This window comes from Burkholderia sp. MSMB1078WGS (assembly GCF_001528895.1).
Lineage (GTDB): Bacteria > Pseudomonadota > Gammaproteobacteria > Burkholderiales > Burkholderiaceae > Burkholderia.
In genome coordinates, this window is sequence record NZ_LPDI01000082.1 from 170,801 (window position 1) to 197,166 (window position 26,366).

Genomic DNA, 26,366 nt, shown 5'->3' on the forward strand with positions numbered 1-26,366 from the left:
CGGACAAATTGATGCGACCGTTGCCTGCGCAACGACACGGACGCGCGATACGAAGCACGCTCGGGGGCTCGTCGCCATGCTCGTCTCCACATCGGAGGTGCCGGACAAGTGGTGCTATCTATCGGTCGATATCACGCACGATCGATCGCACGCCCGATTTCGATTCCTGCCCGCCTCGCTTCGTCCGACGGTCTGATATTCGGCATCGAAGTCATATCGCCAAGGCCACTCGATTCCGTCTGTGCGAACCCGAACGTTCGCCATCCACGTGCCGCCGGGTGCCGGCCGCACGAACGCGACGATGATTTCGTAACCGTCGAATTCATCGCTATGGCATTCGATTGTCTTGCGTATAGGGTGTCCGTTTCCATGCGCTTGATGCTGCTGTCCCGCAGTGCGCTTTAGCGCTATCGGTCTTTTGAAGCGCGAGGCCGAGATGGCATCGCGGTTGATTCATTGAATACGGCGCGCCACTTCGTTAAAGACGCCGTGACCAAAACACGTCGTGATCGTGTCCGAACGCCGGAAAGCAAAAAGCCCGGTTCAATGAACCGGGCTTTTTGCTTGAATTCGTTGGGGTGGCTGATGGGACTCGAACCCACGACGACAGGAATCACAATCCTCTCATCAACACATTCCGTGATGTTGACCTAGATTCCAACATCAACCCAAGCCGTTGTCATCATTGAGTTTTTTGGCAATCCGGTTACAGAATCCTGTTGACCTCCGTTGATTGATGTGCCAATAATGCGGTTACACGGCAGTTACATGGCTCTCATGTAACCCGAAACCCGACGGGTGAAGCAGTGGCAAAGGTCAATTTCACGGCAGGTCGCGTCAACGGGCATAGCTGCCCGGCCGGCAAGTCTCAGGCGTTTCTCTGGGACAGCGGTGCGTCAGGCCTCGGCCTCCGTGCTACGGCTGCTGGCTCACTTGCGTACATCTTTCAGGGCAAGCTAAACGGCGCGACGGTACGCGTCACAATCGGCTCACCGAAGGATTGGGGGATTGATGCTGCCCGAGACGAGGCGCGCCGCCTGCAACGCCTAATTGACGCCGGGAAAGATCCGCGCGAAGAAGCCGCCGAACAGCACAAAGCACGCGAAGCACGCAAAGCCGAGGCGCGCCGCCAAGACGTGACGCTTGCAGATGCCTGGAAGGCGTACATTGAGGCACGCCGTTCTAAGTGGAGCGACCTGCATTACCGTGACCATGTAGCACTCGCCAGTGTCGGCGGCCAGCCGAAAAAGCGCGGCAAGGGGCTAACGGAGCCCGGGCCCCTTGCCGCGCTAATGCCGCTGAGGCTTTCGGACCTGAACGCCGAGCGCGTCGGTGACTGGCTGGCCGAAGAAGCCGCCCACCGTCCGGCCCGTGTCCGGCTTGCCTTCAACCTGCTGCGCATATTCGCGACGTGGTGCGAGTCGCGAGCTGAATATCAAGGCCTCATCGACCCGCAAGCCGTCGCGACCCGCCTTTCCAAAGACGCCCTGCCAAAGCAGGCTGCCAAGATCGATTCCATCCAGCGCGAGCAGCTCGCCGCATGGTTTGATGCCGTGCGCCAACTCGGCAACCCTGTGATGGAGGCGTATTTGATTGGCTTGTTGCTAACCGGCGCCCGCCGCGAGGAATTGGCCGAATTGCGCTGGGACGACGTGGACTTTCGGTGGCGCAGCCTGCGCTTAAAGGACAAGGTAGAAACCGAAACAGGCCGAGTTATTCCCCTCACGCCCTACCTTGCCGGTGTCTTGGCTGAACTGAAGCGCATCAATGACGCGCCGCCGAATGTCCGCCAGATGCGCAGCCTTGAGGCCAAAGGCGAAACCTGGCAGCCGTCAGAGTGGGTATTTTCCAGCAAGACATCAGGGGATGGCCGGCTGGCCGCGCCGAACAACGCTTTGCATCGCGTCTGCGGGATTGCCGGCATCGCGCCCGTGACATTGCACGGCCTGCGCCGTTCGTTCTCAAGTCTTGCCGAATGGACTGAAGTCCCGTCAGGCATCAAGGCCCAAATCATGGGACACAAGCCGTCTGCCATTGCTGAACGCCATTACAACGTGCGCCCGCTCGACCTTCTGCGCAAGTGGCACGACAAACTGGAGGCGTGGATCCTCGATGAAGCCGGCGTCGAATTCACGCCGGAACCGGAGAGGCCGGGACTAAAGGCAATTACCGCAGCCTGACGGCATCAGGTAAAGCGGCGGCGCGGGTGCTGGAACACTTCGCGCCGCCTGACCACAACACGGCCTTATTGGAGGTCCGTACCATGGCTATTGTTGATTCTACCGAACGCGTCATCGTAGACGGATTTGAGCCCGTTTCCGTCGATGACATCGAAGGCACCGCAAGCATCACATACGAGCAGGCTGAGGCGATGAGTGCAATCTTCCGCAGCATTTCTCGGCTTACCGACGACCGCGAAATCAAGGCGCTATGTGAGCATGGTGCTTTGCAAGCAGACCTACAGGCGAACGACATTGATGTGATTCGCGAAAGGGCCGTAAAGGCCGGTCTCGACGCGCGTGGGGTTCGTCATGGCTAACAGCAATTCCACATCCGTGACAAAACAGACCCACGGGAACGTCATGCTGTTTCCTGGTCGCATATCGGGAACTGACGTTGAGCGAAAGGCGACTTTGCGGACGACAGTGGCGCCTGTCGTCAAACTTCGTGACTTTGAGGACGCTGTAGCGACCCTTGCTCGAGTTGCACCTTGGATAAATGCGGATTCATCCATCATCAGTGCATGGCACTCGTCACCCTTCTTTCAGCGCCTTGCTGATACGGTCGAATCAGCCACCGGGAAATCGCTTATATCCACGGTAAATTGGAAGGTTAGCCAAGACGGGGGGGAGATAAGAGGGAGAGTCGCGACACCGTTTGGGAACGTGCTTTTACATGCATGGACGCGTGTCAGGGGAACGAACGCAGCAGAACTGAAGGGGCATCGAGATGCGCTGATATGGTCCGGCGTGGCCCACTCCTACTGGTTGCATACGGAGTCTCGCCAAGGGCGACGTAGTGACTTCCCTGCGAACATATTCGGCGCGGAAAGAATTGTGAACGTAAAGAAAAATGGCGCCCGGTACTCGATTCAAGTTGATTTCACGGATGAAGAATCAGAGGTCGCGAACTATCACCGCGAGTCCGTACAGAAGACCCGTGTAGATGCGATTGAGAAGTCGAAGAGGCTGCCATCCTCTCGGAGCGACTATTTGCACCGTCTCCAGTTCCAGGCTCAACTGTACGCTCGTGTAGTGGAGCGGATGGCGAGCGACGGCGAAGGAGGATATTCGCTCAGTGACGCAAGTCTTGCCGCGTTGCGTGCTCAATTGGCTGCCTTGCAGCTGACCATTAGCTCCGCCGTGGCGTCGTACAGCGGAGCTAATCGTGAGCGCGATATTACGCGTATCGCCAACGAGTTTTCACCGACTACCTAAGAACGACAGACTCCGCAGTCCCCTTCGACTGCGCTTTTTAGGAGCGACTCATGCGAACTGAGCGCTATGAAACCCGCGACCGCGCTTACGGCGCATGGCATCGCGCATCTTCGATTCGCCGATATTTGCAGGCGACTCAAGCCGAATCGCTAACGATGGTTGACCTCGATTCGGTGCTGTTCACGGAATACGACAACGGTGCCAAGGTTCCTTTGGCTCTCGTTGAAGTGGCCCGCGACATCGGCCAGGAGAAGCCAGCCGGAGTAATACAGCATCTGGCACAGCTTGCCGATGTGCCTGCCTATGTCGCGCTATACACACCATCAGATGCGGCGAATCCTGCGAACCCCAACTGGTCGGACATTATGGCTTTCCGCGTGAAGCGCCTATGGCCCCGACCTGAGCCAGGATGGCGCGTACTCTCACCCGCTCAATGGGCGCGAGCACTAGTTCAGATTCGCGGTTGGCAGATGCGGCGCTTCGAAGTTCGCGATGCGGCAAACGACGACCGCTACTAAGCGGCCTCGGATGTAGCATGATGGTTTGCCTCTGCCTAGCTCGACGGGGCGAAGAGCCGGACACCTTCACCGGCCTGGCAGGGGCTCCCGATTGAAGGCCTGCGCATGAAGGACGCGAATGGACCATCACGACCGGGCACGGCTCATACAGCACAAGCAGCGGGCAACGCTCCATGAAGCCGCATATCTCGTAACCACAAGCCTCGGTGGCACGTGGGACGATGCCGTTTCACTTCTTGTCGACTGGGTGCAAGCGAACCGCCTGCCGGCAGACGTGGCAACGCGCGTTGGCTCGTGGTCGGGAAAGGAAATCGCGCCCATTGACCCATCGAAAACAACTGTTGCGGTAGCTGACTTGAAAGCGTTACTGGAAACGCTGACAGCGCCCAAGAGCAACGTAATCGATGATATTAGTGTGCAAGACGTTGCCGATATGGCGGAAATTGGCAATAACGGAAAGTGCATAGATTGGGGTTACTGGTCGGGAAAAATGCCACGCTGGGCTGCCGCGCACGCCGTGCGACTGATGGCCGGCCTCGACCCTGAATCGTTCCCCGACCTTTCGCTAAAAAGGAATGACAGCGCAGGCGCCGCGAAGGAGCACGCGCGGCGACTGGAGAGGTTGGCAACCGCGCATCATATGACCGAGGCAACGCCTGATGCATGGCTGCAATGGGCTGATGGGCTGAGCGAGTCGGTGCACATCGGCATGCGTCTCGCTGTTGAACGTCAGCATGGAATCGGCGGCACGCCTGCCGATGGATATGAACTGCGCTACCAGGCGATTGGCGATGATGCCCGATTCGCCCTATTCAACGTGGCCGAACTCGCCGCGTGGGCCTCTGCTAACAAGATAGCGATTCCGTTCCTGAAACTACTCGTAACCGACGAACATCCCGACATTCCTCCTGAGCGCCGATTCCAGCCGTGCGGCATGCTGCCACTATTGATAGCGACCGCGTACGTTCCTGTCGATATGGATCCTCATGAGGCGAAGGCAGAGTTATTGGCGTCAGGTGATTTCGCGGACGATGGCGACCCGGTGGGACGATTACGGGGCCGTATTGCGGCGAGCTATGAGCGGCACCTACTAAATGCTGTCTATGACGGTAAGCTGACAATATATGGGCGAACGGACTACGCGCCGATTGATTTGACCGCGGCACGGCTTAGATGGAAAGAGAAATCGACGCCTCGAACACCCCAGGAAGCCCCCGAAGAACCGAAGGCCACATCTCCGGGCGATCCACCTACCTCCGTGTCCGAAGTGCCAACACATCACGCACCGACTGCTCAATCCCCTGCTCCATTAGCAACGCCAGTGATTGCGTCTGCGTTCGACGGCATCTACTCGTGGAGCGCCGACCAATGGTCGAAAGCGTTGGGCGACGGGCGCACGCTCTGGCTAAATAAGGCTCGCAAAGCGAAGGGGCGACCGGGCGTTGGCCCTGCAACCTGGAGCCCAATAACGATTGCCTTGGGGCTCCGCGATAAGGGCGTGGGGTGGGTCGCGCTCGATACCGTTTTTAAGAAGGCCGCTCTGCGGGAGTGGCGCGAGCAGTGGGAGCGAGAAACAGAGATATTGCGGGACTGAAATACGGTTCAAATACGGGACTGCGCCCCGTAAAACCAAATGGGGACAAGAACTCAAATACGGCGGTATCTGTCGACATAGCCCCGCAATTCAGGGTGCCTCCAAGCGATTCGCATTGAGTCGCGTGACCTTGGAGCCCCTACATGTCCATGCAGCAATCTGCGGCCCTCCCCACGCGCCGCCACATCACGACCGAGGAGTTGGCCGCGCTCCTCTCGATTCGTCCGCAATCAATCAGGAAGAGGCTTTGCAATACCGGCGGATATTTCAATCTGCGCCCGGTCAAGTTGCCGAACGGCCGCCTGATGTGGCCTGCGGATGCCCTTGAGCAACTGTCGGGGCAGGCGTGAAATGAATAAAAAACGCCCGACCGACAAAAGCCAATCGAGCGCGAATGCACACGTCGATTTTATCGGAACACGTAGCCCTCGTCATGTGCGCGCACTTCGCGCATTGCTGGCATCGCCGGCCGGACTGGCGCGTGAGCAACTGGACCGTGTAGCGGGATGCTCGAATGGTCCGGCATTGGTGTCCGACCTGCGCGGTAAGGGGCTTGAAGTGCCCTGCTTCATGCGCGCGGTGCACGACCGCGACGGCAAGGAAGTTGAAGCCGGCGTGTATGTTCTGACCGAGAGCGACCGTAGCAAGGTCGGCCGCTGGCTCGCCGCACACGACAAGGTGGCCACATGATGAATGGTCACGACGCCGCGCGCGCACGTGATGCCCTGTATTCGCTCGATGCCGGCTGTCCCCGCAGTGAATGGGTAAGCGCAGGCATGGCCGCGAAAGCCGCCGGGCTGTCCGAAGCGGATTTCATCGAGTGGTCGTCCACCGGCGCCAATTTCGGCGGCGAGCGTGACGCTAGGTCCGCATGGAAGAGCTTCAATCCCAACGGCGGCATTGGGCCGGGGACCCTGTTCAAGATGGCAATGGATGCCGGTTGGCGCGATCCACGCACGCGCAGCAGCATGCCGGCGGCGCGGGTGCAGGTAGCGAAATCGCCGAAGTCCGATGCATCTCCGAAGCCTCGCACCGACCTGGCTGCGGCGTTCGAAGACTATCCGCCCGCAACTGCCGACCATCGCTATATCGTCGCGAAGCGCGGTAATCCTGACGGCCTGCGCATGGTACCAGCCGACGACAACCTTACCATCGGTGGGCAACGTATCGCCGGATGGCTTGCCCTGCCAGCGCGCTCGCTCGACGGCACCCTCCGCACAATTCAATACATCCCGCCGCCTGGTACTGGGAAGAAGCTCAACGCACCCGGCGCAACATTCAGCGATGGCCTGTTCGTGGTCGGCAACATCGCGCCGGACAGCACGCTATACGTATGTGAGGGCATCGGCCAAGCATGGGCTTGCGCCAAGGCCGACTACCACGCCGCCGCGGTCGTAACGTTCGGCGCTGGTCGCACTCGTCCTGTCGCGAAGCTGCTGCGGGAGCAATTTCCGGCGGCGCGCATTGTCATCGTTCCCGACCGAGGCAAGGAAGCAGACGCCGAAGACATCGCCCGCAAGATTACCGGTGCATGGGTCGAAATGCCGACGGACAAACCGGCCAACTATGACGCGAACGACTTTGAGGCGGACCACGGCATCGACGGGCTTGCGGATCTGTTGCGCGCCGCCAAAACCCCGCCCCTGAGGTACCGACTGCAATCGGCCGACGACCTGCTCAACGCGCCGCCGCTTCGCTGGATGGTTCAAGGCGTGCTCCCCGCCTCTGGGTTCGCTGCCGTCTACGGCCCGTCCGGTTCTGGGAAATCGTTTCTGGTCCTCGACCTCTGCGCGGCCATTGCTGCGGGCGCTGATTGGTTCGGTCGGCGCGCGACCGCAGCTCCCGTCACCTACGTATGCCTCGAAGGCGAAGCCGGCCTTGGCAAGCGGGCGAAAGCATGGAGCATCCGCAAGCAATGCAGCCTGCCGAGCCGCCTGCGCTTCGTCACTCAGCCGCTCGACCTACGGCAGTCGGAAGACGTTGCAGACCTGTGCGCGGCCGTGTTGACGGCGGGTGGTCGCGATGGGCTGCTTGTCATCGACACCCTGAACCGCGCAGCGCCTGGTACGGACGAGAACTCCAGTGTAGACATGGGCCAGCTCATCGAGGCCTGCAAAGTGGCACAGCGCCGGCTTGGCGGCGTGGTGCTGCTCGTTCATCACACCGGCAAGGATGGTGCGAAAGGTCTACGCGGTCATAGCAGCCTCTACGCCGCTCTCGACGCCGCTATCGAAGTCTCTCGCCATGACACTCGCCGCGAATGGAGCGTTGCCAAGAGCAAAGACGACGCTGACGGCGGGCGCAATGCCTTCACGCTGCGAGTAATCGAACTCGGCGACGATGACCAAGGCGAGCCGATTACATCGTGCGTCGTGGAGCAAGATGACACGGCTCCGGCGCCCGTACGCCCCGTGCCGAAAGGCAAGACACAGCGGATTGTCTACGAGGCCCTTGGCGAGCTTCTTCGGGCCGCTAAGGACTGCGGCAAGGGCGGTGCTCCAGCAGGTCGCCCGTGCATACAGGTGGAAGCAGCCGTGCCCGTTATCGGCGAGCGCCTTGCGTGCCGCCCTGACCAACGCCAATACCAAGTGCGCCGCGCAATCAACGCTATGAGCGGCGAACGGGAGATTTACCAACTGCGGGAGGGTTGGATATGGGCGAACTGACAAATCGCACAACCCGCACAAGTGCGCAATTTGTGAGCCCCGTGCGCACAACACGCACACACCCCTATAGGGGGTGTGCGTTGTGCGTGATTTTGTGCGCGGCGGCGGTGTCAACAGGTTACGCAATCGCCTTCGGCCGTGAATTTTTCAGGAGCATTTCAGGGACATGACGCGATTCAGAAAAGGCGAAAGCGGCAACCCGGCAGGGAAACCGAAAGGCGCCCGCGACAAACGAACAGCGCTCCGAGAGCTGCTGCAGCCGCACGCGGCCGAGTTGGTGCAGAAAGCTGTCGAAATGGCGCTCGCTGGCGACACGGCAGCCCTACGCATCTGCATCGACAGATGCATCCCGGCAGTCAAGGCGAAGGATGAGCCAATCAGTATCTCTGGCCTAACAGGCTCACTGGCTGACCAGGGTAAGACGGTTGTCGCGGCAATGGCCGCCGGCACGATTACCCCGGATGAGGCCGCCGCGGTGATGGCAGTAATTTCCGCGCAGGCGAAGATTGTCGAAGCGGACGAGCTTGAGAAACGAATCGCAGCCCTGGAGGAAAAGAGTAATGGGAAACAGCAACCTCAAAACGCGCATTGAGCGCCTCGAACAACGGCAGCCCGAGTCGTACGCCGTGGACACCATTGTGATTACTGACCTGGAGGATACGGAAAACACGCCCCGCCTCATTTGGCGTCTTGGGCAAAGTGGCTTTGAGGAAGTCCCCGAAGGGACGACCTGGGAAGATCTTCAACGGTAAGGAGCTTGGCAATGGCAATCTTTGGTTTTGGAAGCGACCCAACATCCGGCCCGGGTGTTGGCGGGCTCAATGGATTCTTCAACGGCCCCGCTGCGTATGGCGATACGGGCATGACGGGAAGCGTTACGCCGAATGGCTCGGGGCTCAACTCGGCGATGAGCGGCAATCTCGGAGGCGCGCTCGGTTTCGCGCCTACGGGGCTGTTCGGCGGTTTCCTTCCTGGTGGCGGGATGAGCGCAACACAGAGCGGCGCGCTCGGCGGCGGCCTCTCGGGTGCAGTTAATGGCGCTGCTCCGATTGGCGGCGCAACGATGGGCGGTTTCAGTCCGGCACCCTGGATGCTCGGCGCAGCTGGCCTCGCTGGTCTGGGACTTCTCGCCGCGTCTCATAATCGGCAACAAGCAGGGCCAGCACCCGCGCCGGTCGCTCCGTTCGGATTCGGGCGCCCTGCCGTTCAAGCCCCGCCGATGCAGTCGACGCAGCCGTACATGCACATGTGAGCGGTGGACTCTAATGCAGTAAAGTGTGGCGCCGCGCCGTCTGGTAACAGAGAAATAACAGACGGCGCGTTGCCCGTTTCGCTGGTAACAGCGAAAAAACAGCCAATCTGCGGGCAGCATCGTGCAAGACGTACTGTCGAACTATCCTTGCACCTTCTTTCGGAATCCGCGGCGGATCCATCCGACCGCAAAGAAAAGAGCCCCAACTGTTCCACTTACCCAAGCAACTATCAAAGCTGACGCTGATAGCGCGCCACTCTTCGCTATCGCAATCGAATCGTCACGCTGCCGCTCCTGTTCTGCGGCGTATTCGGCTCTTGATTGCCTCGCGAAGTCACATGCCGCCGCTGCCGCCGCTTCAAGGGTGGACACGAGGTCCGAAACAGAGCCTGTATCACCCGGACGAGGCTGTAGACGTGGGGAACTTGGCGTTGGTTGCGGGGGTGCGTTTCGGCAGTTGTCGTAAGCGGAAAGTGCCTGCTGGTACGCATCCGTCGCTTGCCGCTCGGCGTTTCGGACGGCGTCCACATAATTCACAGCCGCAGCCGCTCCGGCCAGAACGGTCACAACCACCCAAATACGAGTCCATCCGCCCATTTTGCTCCCCGCAGCTATCGTGTTTCACGGGGATGGTAGCGGATGTCGGGCGAGTTGCGTCAGTAGCTAGAGCGACCTCTCCGACGTTAGAGAAGAGTCATGCAGGGGTGCCAAGCTTTCCGACGTTAGACATGCCACCGAGAAACGCGGCAAGGTTAGATGCCTATTTGCCCATGCTCGCCTTTTCCGCCTCGCAGGGCTGGCATGGGGCAGCCCAGTCGAACCCGTCTCCCTTCTGGACAATCTTCGGAAATCCGTTGGAAGCTCTCACCGTGTTGCAGTTGGGCCAACGCTTATCGAACGTCCGCACAATCATCCGGTCAGGCGGTAAGAATTTATCTAGCCATTGTGGGCCGCCGTCCTTTTGTAGCAGGTCGATAGCCAGCACATGCACACCGGACAGCGGAATATCTGTCCAATTGCTTGGACACGAAGCCTCCAAAGCCTTCAATTCTGGCGTCGCGGCATATTCGGGATTGCCGCCGAATACATATCCCGCGTCAAACAACGCTTTCTTGGTCAGCGGTTCGCATTGAGCCCATGCCGTCGCCTCTGCCGCCGTCGTCGGAGCTTTGGTGTTGATTGACGCCCAACAGGTATCAAACCATTCCTGTCCCGTCTGGTAAAACCAGCCCCTACTTGCTCCCCATGCGACCACCGCCGCAATGACGATGACGCCCAACGCACTGCTTCCGCTATCGTTGCTGCTCACGTCGGCCCCCGCCTCTTTCTATTAATCGAAAGCATTATCGGAGTTGGGGAGGTAGTGAGCAATCGGACACTGGGTGGCGAAGCGACTGGGACGCAACTAGCCTCGTGACGAATTGACTAAATCCGGTTACACCATGGTTACATGGAAGCCAGAAAGCAAAAAGCCCAGTCGCAATGACTGGGCTAAGTGCTTGAATTCTTTGGGGTGGCTGATGGGACTCGAACCCACGACGACAGGAATCACAATCCTGGACTCTACCAACTGAGCTACAGCCACCACTGATACTGCTTGCTTCGTTTCGCTGTTTTGTTTCAGCAGCGAAGAACAAGATTATACGAACACTTTTGAATCTTGCAAAGCCTTTTTTTCAAAAATTTCTTCGGCTTCGTTCAGATGCGCGCGTGCCTCGTCGAACACGGCCAGATCGCCGCGCGCGAGCTTCTTGTTGTCGGACAGCACACGACGCCAGCCACGCGCGCCCGGCATGCCACGATACAGCCCGAGTGCGTGCCGCACGATCGCGCCGAGGTAGGTGCCGCGCTTCAGCTCGGCCGCGCAATACGCGATCAGTTGCGCCTCGGCCTCTTCGCGCGTCGGCACCGCTGCGCTCGATCCGTAGAAGCGCGCATCGACCTCCGCCAGCACGTACGGGTTGTGATATGCCTCGCGGCCGAGCATCACGCCATCGACGTGCTCGAGATGCTGCTCGACTTCATCGAGCGTCGTGATGCCGCCGTTGATCACGATCTCCAGCGACGGAAAATCGCGCTTCAACCGATACGCATAGTCGTACTTGAGCGGCGGGATCTCGCGATTCTCCTTCGGCGACAACCCCTTCAGGATCGCGTTGCGGGCGTGCACGACGAACGTCTCGCAACCGGCCTCGGCCACCGTGCCGACGAAGTCGCGCACGAATGCGTAGTCCTCGACCGCATCGACACCGATCCGGTGCTTGACCGTCACCGGCACCGACACCGCATCGCGCATCGCCTTCACGCAGTCGGCAACGAGTTGCGGCTCGTTCATCAGGCATGCGCCGAACGCGCCGCGCTGCACGCGCTCGGACGGACACCCGCAATTCAGGTTGATTTCGTCGTAGCCCCACTGCTCGCCGAGCTTCGCCGCGCGCGCGAGATCGTCCCGCTCGCTGCCGCCCAGTTGCAGCGCGATCGGCGATTCGCTCGGCGTGAACGCAAGATGCCGCTGGGCGTCGCCGAACAGCAACGCGCCCGTCGTGATCATCTCCGTATACAGCCACGTGTTGCGCGTCAGCGTGCGGTGAAACGACCGGCAATGACGGTCGGTCCAGTCGAGCATCGGCGCGACGGATACACGGCGGGGAGGAAGCGAGGACGGAACGGACATGGAATCGGGTACAGGCCAGACGGCGCGGAAACAACCGGATATTTTACCGCAATACTGGCCACCCCCGCCCGACGCGTGCGCTAGCCGTCGCCCAGCTCCGCATCGACCGCCCGGCGTGCCTCGTCGAGCACGCATTCGATCACGCGCCGCTCGGTCAACAGCATCCCGTCGACCTTGACCGGCCGCCAGTCGATCCGCACGGCCTCACCCTGCAGCACGCGATAGTGCGCATGTTCGCCGTCCCAGACCTGCTCGGTCTTCACCTCGATCTCGAAACCGCGGTACGGCTCGCTGAAATCGCCGAGGTCGCTGCCTCTCGGTTCCATCGCACGCTCCGTGACGACGCCGCGCGAGGCCGCCTGAGCGGCCGGCGCCGCGTGCTCAATCGTATTCGTCGGACAAGAAAGACCGGCCATCGGCCGTCAGATCGACCCGGTCGGCCGTCGCCAGATAGATCAGCCCGTCGTTCAGCAACGCATGGACGACGCCGTCGAATGCGGCGGGAACCGGCCGGCTGTCGCCGAACTGGTCGATCCATTTCAGCGCCTCGATGGCTTCGGGGGAAAGGATGGGGGTCATGCGTTCGCCTCCGGCATCGGTGTCGTTCCATCCTAGCACTTCGTCCGGGAGTCGAATACCGAGGCAAACGCGCTGCGCGGATGCAAATGCGGCGCCATCGGGCACGTCGCCAGCCCGGCGGCGCCGCACCGATGCGCGACACACGCGCTCAGAGGCGCGCGATCGACACTTCCGTCGACTTCACGAGCGCGACGACTTCGGCGCCGACCTTCAGTTCGAGTTCGTCCACCGAACGGGTGGTGATCACCGACGTGACGATGCCGAACGGCGTCTCGACGTCGACTTCGGAAACCACGGACCCGCGAATGATCTCCTTGACCTTGCCCTTGAACTGGTTCCGTACGTTGATTGCAGTGATGCTCATCGGGATGATCGCTCCGAAGAAAAAAGTCTCAGAACGGGCGGCCGGAGCCGCCCGGAATTAAACGGCCCAGCGGATCTGCCCGACCGGTCGAATCTCGTCTGCTGCTTGTTCTGCGTGTTGATCGGCCGTACCGGCGCCGCCGGCGAGCACGCGTTTCAGCACGCGATCCTCCAGCGCCGCAAATGCAGCCGACGCACGGGCACGCGGCCGGTCGAGCGGCACCGACTGGTCGAGCGCCACGCGCCCCTGCTCGATCAGCAGGATGCGGTCGCCGAGCGCAACGGCCTCCTGCACGTCGTGCGTGACGAGCAGCGCGGTGAACCGGTGCTCGCGCCACAGGCGCTCGATCAGCGCATGCATTTCGATGCGGGTAAGCGCATCGAGTGCGCCGAGCGGCTCGTCGAGCAGCAGCAGTTGCGGCCGGTGCACGAGCGCGCGGGCCAGTGCGACACGCTGCCGCTGCCCGCCCGACAGTTGCGCGGGCCAGTCGTTCGCGCGTTCCAGCAGCCCGACTTCGTCGAGCACCGCGCGGGCCTGGTCGCGCGCGCCGCGGCCGAGGCCCAGCATCACGTTCTGCAGCACGGTCTTCCATGGCAACAGGCGCGCATCCTGGTACATGATCCGCGTATCGAGCACGCCGCCGCCCTCGCCGCGCGTCACGAGCGCGCCGCTGCTCGGCTGCTCAAGCCCCGCGACGAGACGCAGCAGCGTCGATTTCCCGCAGCCGCTGCGGCCGACGATCGCGACGAAGCTGCCGCGCGCGATGCCGAGCTCGACGTTGTCGAGCACCGTGCGGGCGCCGAAGCGCTTGCTGACGCCCGACAAGGTGACCGCATCGTCGAGAGCGGAGCCGCCCGCGCGCCGCCGCGCGAGCGGCACGACCGATGCGCTGCCGTCACGTTCGAGGATCGCCGCATCGCGCGCATCGCCATCCGCGACGCGGGCCTGCGCCAGCTCGGCCTCGAGGTCTGCGCCGGCGAGCGGGCCGTAGGCGGCCGCCGAGGTCGTCGCATTCATGCCTTTGCTCCTGATTGATAAGCGGGGTGCCAGCGCAGCGTCACGCGTTCGAGCCATTTCGCCAGCACGTCGGCCAGCTTGCCGAGCACCGCGTACAGCAGGATGCCGACCACCACCACGTCGGTTTGCAGGAATTCGCGTGCGTTCATCGTCATGTAGCCGATGCCCGACTGCGCGGAGATCGTCTCCGCGACGATCAGCATCACCCACATCAGCCCGAGCGCGAAGCGCACGCCGACGAGGATCGACGGCAACGCGCCGGGCAGGATCACGTCGCGGTACAGCGCGAAACCGCGCACGCCGTAGCTCTTCGCCATCTCGATCAGGTTCGCGTCGACCGAACGGATCCCGTGATAGGTATTGATGTACACGGGGAAGAACACGCCGAGCGCGACGAGGAACAGCTTCGCCTTCTCGTCGATGCCGAACCACAGGATCACGAGCGGGATCATCGCGAGCGCCGGGATGTTGCGGATCATCTGGATCGTCGAATCGAGCGCGACCTCGGCGGCTTTCGACAGCCCGGTCGCAAGCCCCAGCGCGAGGCCGACGCCGCCGCCGATCGCGAAGCCGAACAGCGCGCGCCACGTGCTCACTTTCACGTTCGCCCACATTTCGCCCGACGTCACCAGCGACCACGCCGCGCGCACGACCGCCACCGGCTCGGGCAGCACGCGGGTCGACAGCCATCCGGTGCGCGCACCGACTTCCCACGCCACCAGCAACGCGAGCGGCACGAGCCACGGCGCGACGCCGCGCCATGCGCGGGCGGCCACGGCGACACCCGTCGCCGACGTTTTCGTTGTCATCGCAAGCCTCCTCGCTCAGCTCTGGCTCGTCTTCGGCAGATAGTTGTTGCCGACGATCTCGCCGAACGGCCCCGACAGCGGGCCGGCCGCCTTCTCGACGCCCTTGCCCTTGATCAGCGGGAACACGAGCTCCGCGAAGCGATACGACTCCTCGAGGTGCGGATAGCCGGACAGGATGAACGTCTCGATGCCGAGATCCGCGTATTCGCGCATGCGTTCGGCGACCTGCTCGGGATTGCCGACGAGCGCCGTGCCGGCGCCGCCGCGCACGAGCCCCACGCCGGCCCACAGGTTCGGATAGACCTCGAGCGCCTCGCGGCCGCCGCGCTTGCCGCCGTGCAGCGCGGCCATCCGGCGCTGGCCTTCCGAATCCATGTTCGCGAACGCCTTCTGCGCACGCGCGATCGTGTCGTCGTCGAGCCGGCTGATCAGCCGCTCGGCGTCGCGCCACGCTTCGTCCTCGGTCTCGCGCACGATCACGTGCAGGCGGATGCCGAACTGGATCTTGCGGCCGCGCGCGTCGGCACGGGCGCGGATGTCGGCGATCTTCTTCGCGACGGCCTCGGGCGGCTCGCCCCAGGTCAGGTAGGTATCGATGTGATCGGCGGCGATCGCGTGAGCGGCCGGCGACGAGCCGCCGAACCACAGCGGCGGATGCGGGTGCTGCACGGGCGGATAAAGCGCCTTGCCGCCTTTCGACTGCAGGTGCTTGCCGATATAGTCGAACCCGCCGTTGTCGTGCGACGCGGCCAGCAGCCCGCGCCAGATGTTCAGGAAATCGTCGGTGATCTCGTAGCGCGTGTCGTGATCGGCGAAGAGACCGTCGCCTTCGAGCTCGGCCGCATCGCCGCCCGTGACGACGTTGATCAGCAGGCGGCCGCCCGACAGGCGGTCGAACGTCGCGGCCATCCGCGCGGCCAGCCCCGGCGAAGCGATGCCGGGGCGCACGGCGACCAGGAACTTCAGGCGCTGCGTTGCCGGAATGAGGCTCGACGCGACGACCCACGCATCCTCGCAGGAACGACCGGTCGGCAGCAGCACGCCGTCGTAGCCGAGCGTGTCCGCCGCCACGGCGACCTGCTTGAAGTAATCGTAGTCCGCGGCACGTGCGCCTTCGGCCGTGCCGAGATAGCGGCTGTCGCCGTGCGTGGGGATAAACCAGAACACATTCATCTGCTGCTCCTGCTTGACTGTCACTGCCGAAATTTGGAAAAACATCGCCCTGCTCGCGTCGTGGATGAGCGACGCATGCATGGTGTGCATTCGAATCGGGATGGCTCGCCGGTCAGGCCGTGCAGCGGACGAGGACGCGATCGCACGGCTGTTTCCGGGAAATCAGTCTAGGGATCGGTACAGGGCTTTGGAACGATTTTTTTGAGCTTAGGTTTTCCGCTTTCGTGATTAGCACGACGCTGGAGCGAATATCGCCGCGGCGGGGCCCTATAATGACGCACCTATCCGAATAACTCCGCGCGCCCGGCCCCAGCCGTGCGCGCCTGCGATGCGCTCATCGATGCAGAAAGTCATCCTGCCCTTCCTGTCCGGCTTCCTGGCCGCCCTGTTCTTCCGCGAGGCCACCCTCGCCCTCCTTCACACGGCCGACCTGATCGCCGCGACCGGCTTCTCGACACAACCGTTCGCGCCGCTCGGCATTCCTGAATTTGTCGCGAATGCGCTGATCAGCGCGTGCTGTGCGATTCCGATGGCGTGGTTGTTGCGCGTCTCGCCGGAACGCGAAGCATCGTGGGTCGGCGCGCTCGTGTTCGGCGGTATCGTGCTGACGGCCGCCCGCGTGTTCGCGATCGATCCGCTGCGCGGTATCTGGCCGTCGGGCAACATGATGCCCGTGCTCGCGGCCGGCTTCGCGGCGAACGCGGTGTGGGGCTTCGGCGCGCTCGTGTTCATGCGCGCCTTCATGTCGGACGACGCGGGCGACGAATAACGCCGGGCCGGACGACACACCCCTCGGGCCTGGACCGGCCGACGTCCATGAAAAAGGCCGCGTGCACATGCACGCGGCCTTTTCGTTTCTGCCTCGCGCGTCGATCGAACGCACGGGTCGTGCCCGATCGACGTCAGTCTTTCAGTTTGCGCAGCGGATGCGTGTCGGGCGCCCACGGGCTGTCGAACATCGCGAGCACGTCGGCACGGTCGACGTCGGCGGCCGACTTGAAACGCCACACGGGCTGGTGATCCTTGTCGACGATCAGCGCACGCACGCCTTCGATCACGTCGCCGCGCGCGAAGGTCGAGCGTGTGAGATCGAGATCGCGCCGCAGGCAATCGGCCATTGTCGCGCCGCGCGCGCGTTCGACGACTTCGAGCGACACGGCCATCGACAGCGGCGACAGCTGCTCGCGCATCGCGTGGGTCGCCTTCTCGACCCACCCGTCGACCGCCGCGCAATCCTGCTCGGCGTCGAGCGACGCGAGGATCGCGTCGAGGTCGGGCTGCGCGAAATGCCGGTCGATCCCGGCGCGCGCGTCGGCGAGCGCCGACGTGTCCGGCGTCGGCACGACCTTGTGCGCGGCGGCCGCCTCGGTCACGCAGGCGACGGCCTGCGCACCGTTGTCGACGCGCACGCTGCGCAGCGTGTCGAGCAACGCCGGAAGCGCGGCATCGGGCAGATAGACGTCGGCGAGTTGCGCGTACAGCGCGCCGGCCGCGTCGAGCGTCGCGCCCGTCACCGCGAGATAACGGCCGATCGCGCCGGGCGTACGCGCGAGGAACCAGCTCATTCCGACGTCCGGGAACAGGCCGATGCGCGTTTCGGGCATCGCCATCTTCGTCGAGTCGGTCACGACGCGCAGGCCGCCCGTATGCCGCGCCGCCTGCGAAATCCCCATGCCGCCGCCCATCACGACGCCGTGCATCAACGCGATGTACGGCTTCGGATACGTGAAGATCGCATGGTTGAGCGTGTATTCCTCGATGAAGAACGTGTCGACCGCATCGCGGTCGCCGCGCTGCCACGCGTCGTGGAAGAAGCGCACATCGCCGCCCGCGCAAAATGCGCGCGGATGCGGGCTGTGCACGACGACCGCGACGACGTCGGGATCGTCGCGCCACGTATCGAGCGCCTGCTGCATCAGCCGGATCATGCCGACCGACAGCGCGTTCAACGCCTTCGGTCGGTTCAGTTCGAGAAAGCCGATGCGGTTCGCGACATACGCACGCACGTCGGGCTGGGCGGATTCGGCGGAAACGGCGGCGGAAGTGGAATCGGTCATGAAGGTCATCCGGCAAACGGCAGGCGCACGCTCAGTGCGCCTGCATCTTCGAAAACAGGTTCAGCACGACGACGCCCGAGATGATCAGCCCGAGGCCGATCACCGCCGGCAGGTCCGGCACCTGGCGATAGAGCAGCATCGCGACGAGCGTGATCAGCACGATGCCGGCGCCCGACCAGACTGCATAGATGATGCCGACGGGCATCGTGCGCAACGTGAGCGACAGGCAGTAGAACGCGACGCCGTAACCGGCGACGACGAGCACCGACGGCCACAAGCGCGTGAAACCGTCCGCCGCGCGCAGCGCGGACGTGCCGATCACTTCCGCGACGATCGCGATCGCGAGCCATGCGTAACCGGGCAGTTGCATCGCTCAGCTCCTTGCGAGAGCCAGTACCGCATAGTCGTGACCGAGCTCGGCGCACAGCGCCTCGACGACGAACTCGTGGTCCGCGCGCTGCGGCAGCCCGGACGCCGTGATCGAGCCGATCACGCCGGCGCCGGCGACGGTCAGCGGAAACGAACCGCCGTGCGACGCATACTCGGCGACCGGCAACCCGTGCTTGTCCGCGAGCGTCGCGCCGGCCTGCTGCATGCGCAGGCCGATCGCGTACGAACTGCGGCGAAAATGCGCGACGACGTTGCGCTTGCGGCGCACCCAGTCGGCGTTGTCGGGCGTCGCGCCGGCGAGCGCCGCGTAAAACAGCGGCTGGCCGAACGTGACGATGTCGATCGCGATCGCATGACCGCGCGACGTCGCGAGCGCATGCATGCGGTTGCCGAGCGCCCATGCACGGGCCGGGTCGAAATGGGGAAACACGAGCGCCTGTTCCTGCGCGCCGATCGATTGCAGATCGTGAGCGATGTCCATGAATCCGTCGATGCAGTAGTGAAAGTCGCAACGGCGCCGAGGCGATCGCGCAGGGCCGCTGCCGGAATGACGACACAAACCGCTCGATTCTAGCGCACGTGCTTCCCCGTACCGGCCCCACCGGAGCCCGCCATCCGGTTATCAGAAAACACTTGCACGCATTCGGGTTAGCCCATATAATCTATTTCTTCGACGGACGCGGGGTGGAGCAGTCTGGCAGCTCGTCGGGCTCATAACCCGAAGGTCGTAGGTTCAAATCCTACCCCCGCAACCAACCGTCCAGAATTTCGCAAAAAGCCCGGCTTCGCGCCGGGCTTTTTGCTTTTGCGCGTCCGGGCGCCGCCCCCTCGTCGCACACCCGACCGCCGTTTCGCGCGACACGCCGCGGCATGCGCGGGCGTTCGAGAATGCCGCGGCCCGGTGATACACTCGCATCAACTCGTCCCTTCCACTCGACATGAAATTCTGCTCCGTCTGCGGTCACGAAGTCCTCGCGCGCATTCCTCCGGGCGACAACCGCGAGCGCTTCGTCTGCGATCACTGCGGCACGATCCACTATCAGAATCCGCGCAACGTCGTCGGCACGGTCCCGGTCTGGGGCGACCAGATCCTGCTGTGCCGCCGCGCGATCGAACCGCGCTACGGATTCTGGACGCTGCCGGCGGGCTTCATGGAAATGGGCGAAACGACCGCGGAAGCCGCCGCGCGCGAAACGCTCGAGGAAGCCGGCGCGCGCGTCGAGGTGCAGAACCTGTTCACGCTGCTCAACGTGCCGCACGTGCACCAGGTCCACCTGTTCTACCTTGCGCGGCTCACCGATCCGGGCTTCGAAGCCGGCGAGGAAAGCCTCGAAGTCAAACTGTTCGACGAGGCCGACATCCCGTGGGACGAGATCGCGTTCCCGACCGTCAGCCAGACGCTACGCTTCTTCTTCGCCGATCGCGCCGCCGGCGACTACGGCGTGCACACCGGCGATATTTTCCGCTCGCTGCGCAACGGCTGAGCCCCGCACCCATGGTTCCCTGGCTCGGTCCGGACGATCCGTTTCCGTCCATCGAACGCGCGCTCGGTCCCGCGACCGGCGCCCCCGGGCTGCTCGCCGCGAGCGCCGACCTGCTGCCGTCGCGCCTCATCGACGCCTACCTGCGCGGCATCTTCCCGTGGTACTCGGACGGTCAGCCGGTGCTGTGGTGGAGCCCCGACCCGCGCATGATCCTCGTGCCGGCCGAATTCAAGGTCGCGCCGTCGCTGCGCAAGACGCTCAAGCGCGTGCTGCGCGAGCCGGAATGGGAGGTGCGCGTCGATCACGATTTTCCCGGCGTGATGCGCGCGTGCGCGCAGGCGCCGCGCCGCGGGCAGCGCGGCACCTGGATCACCGCCGAGATCATCGACGCCTATACGTCGCTCTACCGCACCGGCAACGCGCACAGCATCGAGACGTGGCGCGGCGGGCGCCGCGTCGGCGGCCTCTACGGCGTCTCGTTCGGCCGGATGTTTTTCGGCGAGTCGATGTATGCGGACGTGACCGATGCGTCGAAAATCGCGCTGGCCGCGCTCGTCGCACACCTTCGCGAGCAGGGGCTGGAAATGATAGACTGCCAGCAGAATACGTCGCATCTAGCGTCGCTCGGCGGCCGCGAGATCGCACGCAAGGCCTTTGTCGCTCACGTGCGCCGCGCGGTAGCCGAACCGCCGATTCCGTGGCAGTTCGACAAGCGCGTGCTCGCCGCGCTGACGAGCCCCGCCGAAACGGCGGCGCCCTCCGGGACCGAGCGCTAGCGCGGCACTCCTTCCCTGCATCGAGAGCTGCCCATGACTCACCCGACTGAGCTGCCGCTTTCACCGCTTTCGGCGCTGCAATTCTATGCAACGGCGCCCTATCCGTGCAGCTATCTGGACGGCCGCATCGCGCGCTCGCAAGTCGCGACGCCGAGCCACCTGATCAATTCCGACATCTACACCGAACTCGTGAAGGCCGGCTTCCGCCGCTCGGGCGTCTTCACGTACCGCCCGTACTGCGACGGCTGCCGCGCATGCGTGCCGGTGCGCGTGCCGGCCGGCGAGTTCGTGCCCACGCGCACGCAGCGCAGGATGTGGAAGCGGCACCGCGCGCTGGTCGCGACGGTCTCGCCGCTGCACTACGATGAAGAGCATTACGCGCTCTACATGCGCTACCAGTCCGCGCGCCACGCGGGCGGCGGCATGGATCGCGACAGCCGCGACCAGTACGAACAGTTCCTGCTGCAAAGCCGGATCAATTCGCGCCTCGTCGAATTCCGCGACCTCGACGCGCCGGGCGGCGAGCCCGGCAAGCTGCGGATGGTCAGCATGATCGACATCCTCGGCGACGGGCTGTCGTCGGTGTACACGTTCTTCGAGCCCGACGACCGGCACACGAGCTACGGTACCTACAACATCCTGTGGCAGATCGAACAGGCGAAGAGCCTCGGGCTGCCCTACGTGTACCTCGGCTACTGGATCCGCGAGAGCCCGAAGATGGCCTACAAGGCGAACTTCCATCCGCTCGAAGGACTGATCGACGGCCGCTGGAAGGCGCTCGACCCGGAACGGATCGACCTGCCGCCCGTCGACGCGGCGCTGGCGCGCGCGCCATTGCCGGGCGGGCATTCCAGCACGGGCTGACGCGCGTCGCGGCGGCTACGGAGCGAAGCTCGCCCGTGCCGTGCAACTCCCGGTAAAATAGCGGGTTGTCATTCATTCGGCTGTCCGCCCCATTCCCGTGTTCAGTTCCCTCTACCCGCTGGCCCGCGCATCCCTGTTCAAAATGGATGCGGAAGACGCTCACCACCTTACGCTGCGCGCGCTCGGCGCGGCCGGCCGCACAGGCCTCGCCTGCGCGCTGTCGGCCCGCGTGCCCGACGCGCCGCGCACCGTGATGGGGCTCACGTTCCGCAACCCGGTCGGCCTCGCGGCCGGCCTCGACAAGGATGGCGCGGCCATCGACGGCCTCGCGGCGCTCGGTTTCGGCTTCATCGAGGTCGGCACGGTCACGCCGCGCCCGCAGCCCGGCAATCCGCGCCCGCGGATGTTCCGGCTGCCGCAGGCCGAGGCGCTGATCAACCGGATGGGCTTCAACAACCACGGCGTCGACCAGTTCGTGAAGAACGTCCAGGCCGCCCGCTATCGCGGCATCCTCGGCCTGAACATCGGCAAGAACGCCGACACGCCGATCGAGCGCGCGGCCGAGGATTACCTGTACTGCCTCGAGCGCGTGTACCCGTTCGCGAGCTACGTGACGATCAACATCTCGTCGCCGAACACGAAGAACCTGCGCCAGTTGCAGGGCGCGGGCGAACTCGACGCGCTGCTCGCCGCGCTGAAGGACAAGCAGCAGCGCCTCGCCGACCTGCACGGCAAGCTCGTGCCGCTCGCGCTGAAGATCGCGCCCGACCTCGACGACGAACAGGTCAAGGAAATCGGCGACACGCTGCTGCGCCACAAGATCGAAGCGGTCATCGCCACCAATACGACGCTGTCGCGCGCGGCCGTCCAGGGCCTGCCGCACGCGGACGAAGCCGGCGGCCTGTCGGGCCGCCCCGTGTTCGATGCATCGAACGAAGTGATCCGCAAGCTGCATGCGGAAGTCGGCAACGACGTGCCGATCATCGGCGTCGGCGGCATTTTCTCGGGCGAGGACGCGCGCGCGAAGCTGGCGGCCGGCGCGGCGCTCGTCCAGCTCTATACCGGCTTCATCTATCGCGGCCCCGCACTCGTGTCGGAGTGCGTAAAGGCGATTGCCCGCGAACGCAGCGCGTAATATAGTCATAAGCAAACGATATTTAGATATCGATAGCATTTTTGCTATTATCGGCTTCACTATCCGACTCATTGACCCGGACAGGGCAAGGACACACACGATGAAATTTTCGCTGCTGAAGAAGCTGCTGGTGGCCGGCGTGATCGGCACGTCGTTCGCTGCGGCAACCGCGCATGCGGCCGACCTCCTCGATCAGGTCAAGCAACGCGGCACGCTGCGGGTCGGCCTCGAAGGCACGTTCCCGCCGTTCAACTCGAAGAGCCCGCAAGGCGAGCTCGTCGGCTTCGACGTCGACATCGCGAAAGCCGTCGCGGCGAAGCTCGGCGTGAAGGCCGAATTCGTGACGACCGAATGGAGCGGCATCATCGCGGGCCTGCAGGCCGGCAAGTTCGACGTGATCGCCAACCAGGTCGGCATCACCGACAAGCGCAAGGAAACGCTCGACTTCTCGCCGGCGTACACGTACTCGTCCGCGCAGCTGATCCAGCGCAAGGACGACACGCGCCAGTTCAAGTCGCTGGAAGACCTGAAGGGCAAGAAGCTCGGCGTCGCGCTCGGCACGAACTACATGGACATGGCGAAATCGGTGCCGGGCATCGACGTGAAGACGTACCCGGGCGCGCCCGAGTACCTGCGCGATCTCGCGGCCGGCCGCCTCGACGCGGCGCTCAACGACCGCCTGATGCTCGCGTACCTGACGAAGAATTCCGATCTGCCGTTGCGCCCGGGCGCGAACGTCGGCTCGGCGAACCCGTCGGGCATCCCGTTCAAGAAGGGCAACCCGAAGTTCCAGAAGGCGATCGACGACGCGATGGCGCAACTCGAGGCCGACGGCACGTTCACGAAGATTTCCGACAAGTGGTTCGGCATCGACGTGACGAAACCGATCAAGTAAGCACGCCTGCATTTCCCGCCCGACGGCGGGCCGGAAAGGGCGGCATCCGCAACGATGCCGCCCTTTGTTTTATCGGTCCGGTTTATGATTGCGCTTTCGCGCACGCATTCGCTTCGTATTCCATGTCGACAACGTCCCTGCTCGTCCAATCGCTGCCGGTGCTCGCCCAGGGTGCCGTACTGACCGTCAAGTTCGCCGTGCTGTCGATGGTGTTCGGCCTGCTTGGCGCCGTCGTGCTCGCGATGATGGGCATCCGGCAAAGCGAAGCGCTCGACGGCTTCGAGCGCATCTGGGTCAACGCGCTCGCGTGGCTGGCGCGCGCGTACGTGAGCCTGATGCGCGGCACGCCGCTGCTCGTGCAGATCTTCGTCATCTATTACGGGCTGCCGAGCCTCGGCATCTCGCTCGATCCGACGCCGGCCGGCGTGATCGCGCTGTCCGCGAACGTTGCGGCCTACATGTCGGAAAGCATGCGCGGCGCGATCAACGGGATCGCGCGCGGCCAGTGGCTCGCCGCGTACAGCCTCGGGCTGTCGTGGGGGCAGACGCTGCGCTACGTGATCGGCCCGCAGGCGCTGCGCATCGCGGTGCCGAGCCTGTCGAACAGCCTGATCAGCCTGATCAAGGACACGTCGCTCGTATCGGTGATCACCGTGACCGAACTGCTGCGCAGCGCGCAGGAAGTGATCGCGGCCACCTATCAGCCGCTGCCGCTCTATCTCGCCGCCGCGGCCGTGTACTGGATCCTGTGCCAGATCCTCGAATGGGTGCAGCGCTGGTACGAAAAGCGCCTGTCGCTGCCGTCGCGGCACTGAGCCGCGCAGTTGCGCCGGGCCACGCTCGCGGGCCCGGCACCCTTCTTCCCGCTTACTCGCCCGAATAACGCACGCCGAGCACGGCGCGCGCCGCGTCGGTCATCGCGATCATCTGCCGCGAATGGTCGTGCGTCATGATCGGGCTTTCGATCTCGCCCGCGCGCAGCAGGTCGCAGAAATGCGCGGTTTCGTAGTTCAGCCCACCGCCGTCGACCGGCGCGTCGAGTTCGACGGTGCGCCCGTCCGCGTAGCGGATCGTCGCACGCGCGGGGTTCCACCACTTCTCGTGAATCGTCACGTGGCCGCCCGCCGCGGCAATGAGCGCGTCGCCGCGCCCCATCACGTCGAGGCCGCAAAAGAGCTGCGCGATCCCGCCGTTCGCATGCACGCTGTTCAGGCTCGCGAACAGGTCGACACCCGTCGCGCCGACGCGGCCGAGCGTCTGCACGTCGCGCGCCGCGCCGAGCCAGTCGACGGCAAGGAACGCCTCGTAGATGCCGATATCGAGCAGCGCGCCGCCCGCGCAATCGAGCCGATAGACGGAATGGTCCCCCGGCACCGACGACGACGCGCAGCCGGCTCGCACGAGCCGGATCTCGCCGATCGGATCGTCACGCAGGTGCGCGCGCAACTGACGGTACAGCGGGAAGAACGGCGGCTTCATCGCCTCCATGAAGAGCAGCCCGGCATCGCGCGCCGCGTGCAGCACCGTGTCGAGTTGCACGGCGTTCAGCGCCGCGGGTTTCTCGCACAGCACGGCCTTGCCGGCAGCCAATGCGGCCAGCGTGTACTGCGCGTGACTGTCATGGAGCGTCGCGATGTAGACCGCGTCGATATCGCTCGAGAGGAGCGCATCGAGGCGCGCGGCAGGCGCGCCGCCGTAAGTCTCGCAGAAGGCGGCCGCTGCATCGGCGCGGCGGGCCCAGACGCCAGCGAGCGTGGCGCCCGGCACGTGCGCGAGGCTTTGCGCGAAGCGGCGCGCAATGCTGCCTGCACCGACGATGCCGAAGCGCACCGGGCGATGGTCGTTGTCGTTCATCCTGATCTTCCGTGTCGGTCGTATGACGGTTGCCGGCACGCTGCCGGCCGGCCGTCATGATAAACGGCCCGGCACACGGATGAGCGATACGCGCAACGTCAGGCACGCACCGGCACGTCGACCGAGAAATCGCGCGAAATCTCGTCCGCGCTGAAATCGATCAGCGCGAGCGAGGCCGCTTCGGCTTCGCGCGGGTCGCGCCGTTCGATCGCATCCACGACGCGCGCATGCGCCTTCACCGCGATGTCGTGCGCGCCTTCCTTCTGCACGACGCGCGGATTCACGAGACGCACTGCCCCGCGCACGATCGCCGCCATCTGCTGGAAGAACTGATTGCCGCTCGCCTGGACGATCCGCGTATGCAGCAGTTCGTCCGCCGTGTCGTAGCCGGGGTCGCCCGGCTGCAGCACCTTGAACGCATCGAACGCTTCGCGAATGCCCGCGATGTCGGCCGCCGTCGCACGCACCGCCGCCTGCGCGGTCGCGCGTGGTTCGATCAGCATCCGGAATTCGATGACGTCGCGCATGAACTGCGGATCGGGCTTTGCCCGGAATCGCCAACTCACGACGTCTTCGTCGATCATCCGCCAGTCGCGCATCGGCCGTACGCGCGTACCGACTTTCGGACGCACGTCGAGCATGTCGCGCGCAAGCAACATCGACAACGCTTCCCGCATCACCGTGCGGCTCACGTCGAACTCTTTCGACAGCACGTCCTGTGGCGGCAAGATGCCGCCGTACTTGTCTTCGACGATACCCGCGACAAGCCCATCCATCACTTTGGCGACCAGTGACCGGTCTTTGCCCTGCTCCATGACACCTCCCCGT

The 26,366-nt window shown here is 63.9% G+C and carries 30 protein-coding genes and 2 tRNA genes; 18 read left to right on the forward strand and 14 right to left on the reverse strand.

What is annotated here, in order from left to right; translation table 11 throughout:
- The first annotated feature begins 806 nt into the window (after positions 1 to 806).
- From WT24_RS19540 to WT24_RS34490, 10 genes are all read left to right on the forward strand, one after another.
- The gene (locus WT24_RS19540; protein ID WP_060035607.1) at positions 807 to 2,180 is read left to right on the forward strand and encodes an integrase family protein; all 1,374 of its coding nucleotides are present in this window, start codon (positions 807 to 809) and stop codon (positions 2,178 to 2,180) included.
- Positions 2,181 to 2,263: 83 nt separating this feature from the next.
- On the forward strand, positions 2,264 to 2,539 hold the full coding sequence (locus tag WT24_RS19545; protein ID WP_156441837.1) for a hypothetical protein: 276 nt from the start codon (positions 2,264 to 2,266) through the stop codon (positions 2,537 to 2,539).
- A 517-nt stretch (positions 2,540 to 3,056) separates the two neighbouring features.
- Positions 3,057 to 3,437 carry a hypothetical protein gene (locus WT24_RS34480; RefSeq protein WP_156441838.1) on the forward strand — a complete coding sequence of 127 codons (381 nt, stop codon included), beginning with the start codon at positions 3,057 to 3,059 and terminating at the stop codon, positions 3,435 to 3,437.
- Between the two features lie 50 nt (positions 3,438 to 3,487).
- A complete protein-coding gene (locus WT24_RS33165) occupies positions 3,488 to 3,955 on the forward strand; it encodes a hypothetical protein (RefSeq protein WP_082742234.1) in 468 nt (155 codons plus the stop codon).
- Positions 3,956 to 4,073: 118 nt separating this feature from the next.
- Positions 4,074 to 5,549, forward strand: a complete 1,476-nt coding sequence (locus tag WT24_RS34485; RefSeq protein ID WP_156441839.1) for a hypothetical protein — start codon at positions 4,074 to 4,076, stop codon at positions 5,547 to 5,549.
- A gap of 143 nt (positions 5,550 to 5,692) precedes the next feature.
- Positions 5,693 to 5,899, forward strand: a complete 207-nt coding sequence (locus tag WT24_RS19555) for a hypothetical protein (protein ID WP_060035612.1) — start codon at positions 5,693 to 5,695, stop codon at positions 5,897 to 5,899.
- 1 nt (position 5,900) lies between these two features.
- Positions 5,901 to 6,239 (forward strand): hypothetical protein, encoded by a 339-nt coding sequence (locus WT24_RS33170; protein ID WP_082742235.1) that lies wholly within the window; start codon positions 5,901 to 5,903, stop codon positions 6,237 to 6,239.
- On the forward strand, positions 6,236 to 8,215 hold the full coding sequence (locus WT24_RS19560; protein WP_060035614.1) for an AAA family ATPase: 1,980 nt from the start codon (positions 6,236 to 6,238) through the stop codon (positions 8,213 to 8,215). The genes WT24_RS33170 and WT24_RS19560 overlap by 4 nt, the downstream gene beginning before the upstream one ends.
- A 166-nt stretch (positions 8,216 to 8,381) precedes the next feature.
- On the forward strand, positions 8,382 to 8,807 hold the full coding sequence (locus tag WT24_RS19565; RefSeq protein WP_060035616.1) for a DUF5681 domain-containing protein: 426 nt from the start codon (positions 8,382 to 8,384) through the stop codon (positions 8,805 to 8,807).
- A 171-nt stretch (positions 8,808 to 8,978) separates the two neighbouring features.
- Positions 8,979 to 9,467, forward strand: coding sequence for a hypothetical protein (locus WT24_RS34490; protein ID WP_156441840.1), 489 nt, complete (start codon positions 8,979 to 8,981; stop codon positions 9,465 to 9,467).
- 760 nt (positions 9,468 to 10,227) lie between these two features.
- Here the strand turns inward: WT24_RS34490 and WT24_RS34495 are convergent.
- The 9 genes from WT24_RS34495 to ssuD all read right to left on the reverse strand — a co-directional run bounded on the left by WT24_RS34495 (position 10,228) and on the right by ssuD (position 16,083).
- The gene (locus WT24_RS34495) at positions 10,228 to 10,776 is read right to left on the reverse strand and encodes a hypothetical protein (protein ID WP_156441841.1); all 549 of its coding nucleotides are present in this window, start codon (positions 10,774 to 10,776) and stop codon (positions 10,228 to 10,230) included.
- 200 nt (positions 10,777 to 10,976) lie between these two features.
- Positions 10,977 to 11,052 (reverse strand) — tRNA-His (locus tag WT24_RS19570).
- 54 nt (positions 11,053 to 11,106) lie between these two features.
- On the reverse strand, positions 11,107 to 12,093 hold the full coding sequence (gene dusA, locus WT24_RS19575; RefSeq protein WP_059785570.1) for a tRNA dihydrouridine(20/20a) synthase DusA: 987 nt from the start codon (positions 12,091 to 12,093) through the stop codon (positions 11,107 to 11,109).
- Positions 12,094 to 12,221: 128 nt separating this feature from the next.
- Entirely contained in the window at positions 12,222 to 12,467 is a 246-nt protein-coding gene (locus tag WT24_RS19580; RefSeq protein WP_059789796.1) for a hypothetical protein, read from the reverse strand.
- Between the two features lie 55 nt (positions 12,468 to 12,522).
- Complete coding sequence (locus WT24_RS19585; RefSeq protein ID WP_059499097.1) at positions 12,523 to 12,720, reverse strand: hypothetical protein; 198 nt, start codon at positions 12,718 to 12,720, stop codon at positions 12,523 to 12,525.
- Between the two features lie 148 nt (positions 12,721 to 12,868).
- On the reverse strand, positions 12,869 to 13,084 hold the full coding sequence (locus WT24_RS19590) for a molybdopterin-binding protein (RefSeq protein ID WP_006476104.1): 216 nt from the start codon (positions 13,082 to 13,084) through the stop codon (positions 12,869 to 12,871).
- Positions 13,085 to 13,141: 57 nt separating this feature from the next.
- Positions 13,142 to 14,101, reverse strand: a complete 960-nt coding sequence (locus WT24_RS19595) for an ATP-binding cassette domain-containing protein (protein WP_060035618.1) — start codon at positions 14,099 to 14,101, stop codon at positions 13,142 to 13,144.
- A complete protein-coding gene (gene ssuC / locus WT24_RS19600; RefSeq protein WP_059499003.1) occupies positions 14,098 to 14,910 on the reverse strand; it encodes an aliphatic sulfonate ABC transporter permease SsuC in 813 nt (270 codons plus the stop codon). The genes WT24_RS19595 and ssuC overlap by 4 nt, the downstream gene beginning before the upstream one ends.
- A gap of 15 nt (positions 14,911 to 14,925) precedes the next feature.
- Positions 14,926 to 16,083: an FMNH2-dependent alkanesulfonate monooxygenase gene (ssuD, locus tag WT24_RS19605; protein ID WP_059499098.1), complete on the reverse strand. Its 1,158-nt coding sequence runs from the start codon at positions 16,081 to 16,083 to the stop codon at positions 14,926 to 14,928.
- 340 nt (positions 16,084 to 16,423) lie between these two features.
- Here ssuD and WT24_RS19610 point away from each other — a divergent pair, with 340 nt between their 5' ends.
- A complete protein-coding gene (locus WT24_RS19610; protein ID WP_034207173.1) occupies positions 16,424 to 16,852 on the forward strand; it encodes a hypothetical protein in 429 nt (142 codons plus the stop codon).
- 133 nt (positions 16,853 to 16,985) lie between these two features.
- On the opposite strand, the gene WT24_RS19615 is transcribed toward WT24_RS19610, so the two are convergent.
- The 3 genes from WT24_RS19615 to WT24_RS19625 are packed head-to-tail and all read right to left on the reverse strand — an operon-like array spanning position 16,986 to position 19,011.
- Positions 16,986 to 18,140 (reverse strand): enoyl-CoA hydratase/isomerase family protein, encoded by a 1,155-nt coding sequence (locus tag WT24_RS19615; protein ID WP_060035649.1) that lies wholly within the window; start codon positions 18,138 to 18,140, stop codon positions 16,986 to 16,988.
- A gap of 31 nt (positions 18,141 to 18,171) precedes the next feature.
- Positions 18,172 to 18,504 carry a multidrug efflux SMR transporter gene (locus tag WT24_RS19620; protein WP_373557105.1) on the reverse strand — a complete coding sequence of 111 codons (333 nt, stop codon included), beginning with the start codon at positions 18,502 to 18,504 and terminating at the stop codon, positions 18,172 to 18,174.
- 9 nt (positions 18,505 to 18,513) lie between these two features.
- Positions 18,514 to 19,011: a heme-degrading domain-containing protein gene (locus tag WT24_RS19625; protein WP_006476110.1), complete on the reverse strand. Its 498-nt coding sequence runs from the start codon at positions 19,009 to 19,011 to the stop codon at positions 18,514 to 18,516.
- Positions 19,012 to 19,208: 197 nt separating this feature from the next.
- On the opposite strand from WT24_RS19625, the gene WT24_RS19630 reads away from it, so the two are divergent.
- The 7 genes from WT24_RS19630 (at position 19,209) to WT24_RS19660 (ending at position 24,499) form a co-directional block, all read left to right on the forward strand.
- Positions 19,209 to 19,285, forward strand: a tRNA-Met gene (locus tag WT24_RS19630).
- Between the two features lie 183 nt (positions 19,286 to 19,468).
- Positions 19,469 to 20,014 carry an NUDIX hydrolase gene (locus WT24_RS19635; protein ID WP_006476111.1) on the forward strand — a complete coding sequence of 182 codons (546 nt, stop codon included), beginning with the start codon at positions 19,469 to 19,471 and terminating at the stop codon, positions 20,012 to 20,014.
- Between the two features lie 11 nt (positions 20,015 to 20,025).
- Complete coding sequence (gene aat / locus WT24_RS19640; protein WP_059499005.1) at positions 20,026 to 20,790, forward strand: leucyl/phenylalanyl-tRNA--protein transferase; 765 nt, start codon at positions 20,026 to 20,028, stop codon at positions 20,788 to 20,790.
- Between the two features lie 33 nt (positions 20,791 to 20,823).
- Entirely contained in the window at positions 20,824 to 21,654 is an 831-nt protein-coding gene (locus WT24_RS19645) for an arginyltransferase (protein WP_060035620.1), read from the forward strand.
- 97 nt (positions 21,655 to 21,751) lie between these two features.
- The gene (locus tag WT24_RS19650; protein WP_027807358.1) at positions 21,752 to 22,789 is read left to right on the forward strand and encodes a quinone-dependent dihydroorotate dehydrogenase; all 1,038 of its coding nucleotides are present in this window, start codon (positions 21,752 to 21,754) and stop codon (positions 22,787 to 22,789) included.
- A gap of 100 nt (positions 22,790 to 22,889) precedes the next feature.
- Complete coding sequence (locus WT24_RS19655; protein WP_034207169.1) at positions 22,890 to 23,684, forward strand: cystine ABC transporter substrate-binding protein; 795 nt, start codon at positions 22,890 to 22,892, stop codon at positions 23,682 to 23,684.
- Between the two features lie 122 nt (positions 23,685 to 23,806).
- Positions 23,807 to 24,499 (forward strand): amino acid ABC transporter permease, encoded by a 693-nt coding sequence (locus WT24_RS19660; protein ID WP_006484207.1) that lies wholly within the window; start codon positions 23,807 to 23,809, stop codon positions 24,497 to 24,499.
- A gap of 52 nt (positions 24,500 to 24,551) precedes the next feature.
- Here the strand turns inward: WT24_RS19660 and WT24_RS19665 are convergent, their stop codons facing one another.
- Positions 24,552 to 25,538: a Gfo/Idh/MocA family protein gene (locus tag WT24_RS19665; RefSeq protein WP_060035622.1), complete on the reverse strand. Its 987-nt coding sequence runs from the start codon at positions 25,536 to 25,538 to the stop codon at positions 24,552 to 24,554.
- A gap of 98 nt (positions 25,539 to 25,636) precedes the next feature.
- A complete protein-coding gene (locus WT24_RS19670) occupies positions 25,637 to 26,353 on the reverse strand; it encodes a FadR/GntR family transcriptional regulator (RefSeq protein WP_006476118.1) in 717 nt (238 codons plus the stop codon).
- Positions 26,354 to 26,366 lie beyond the last annotated feature (13 nt).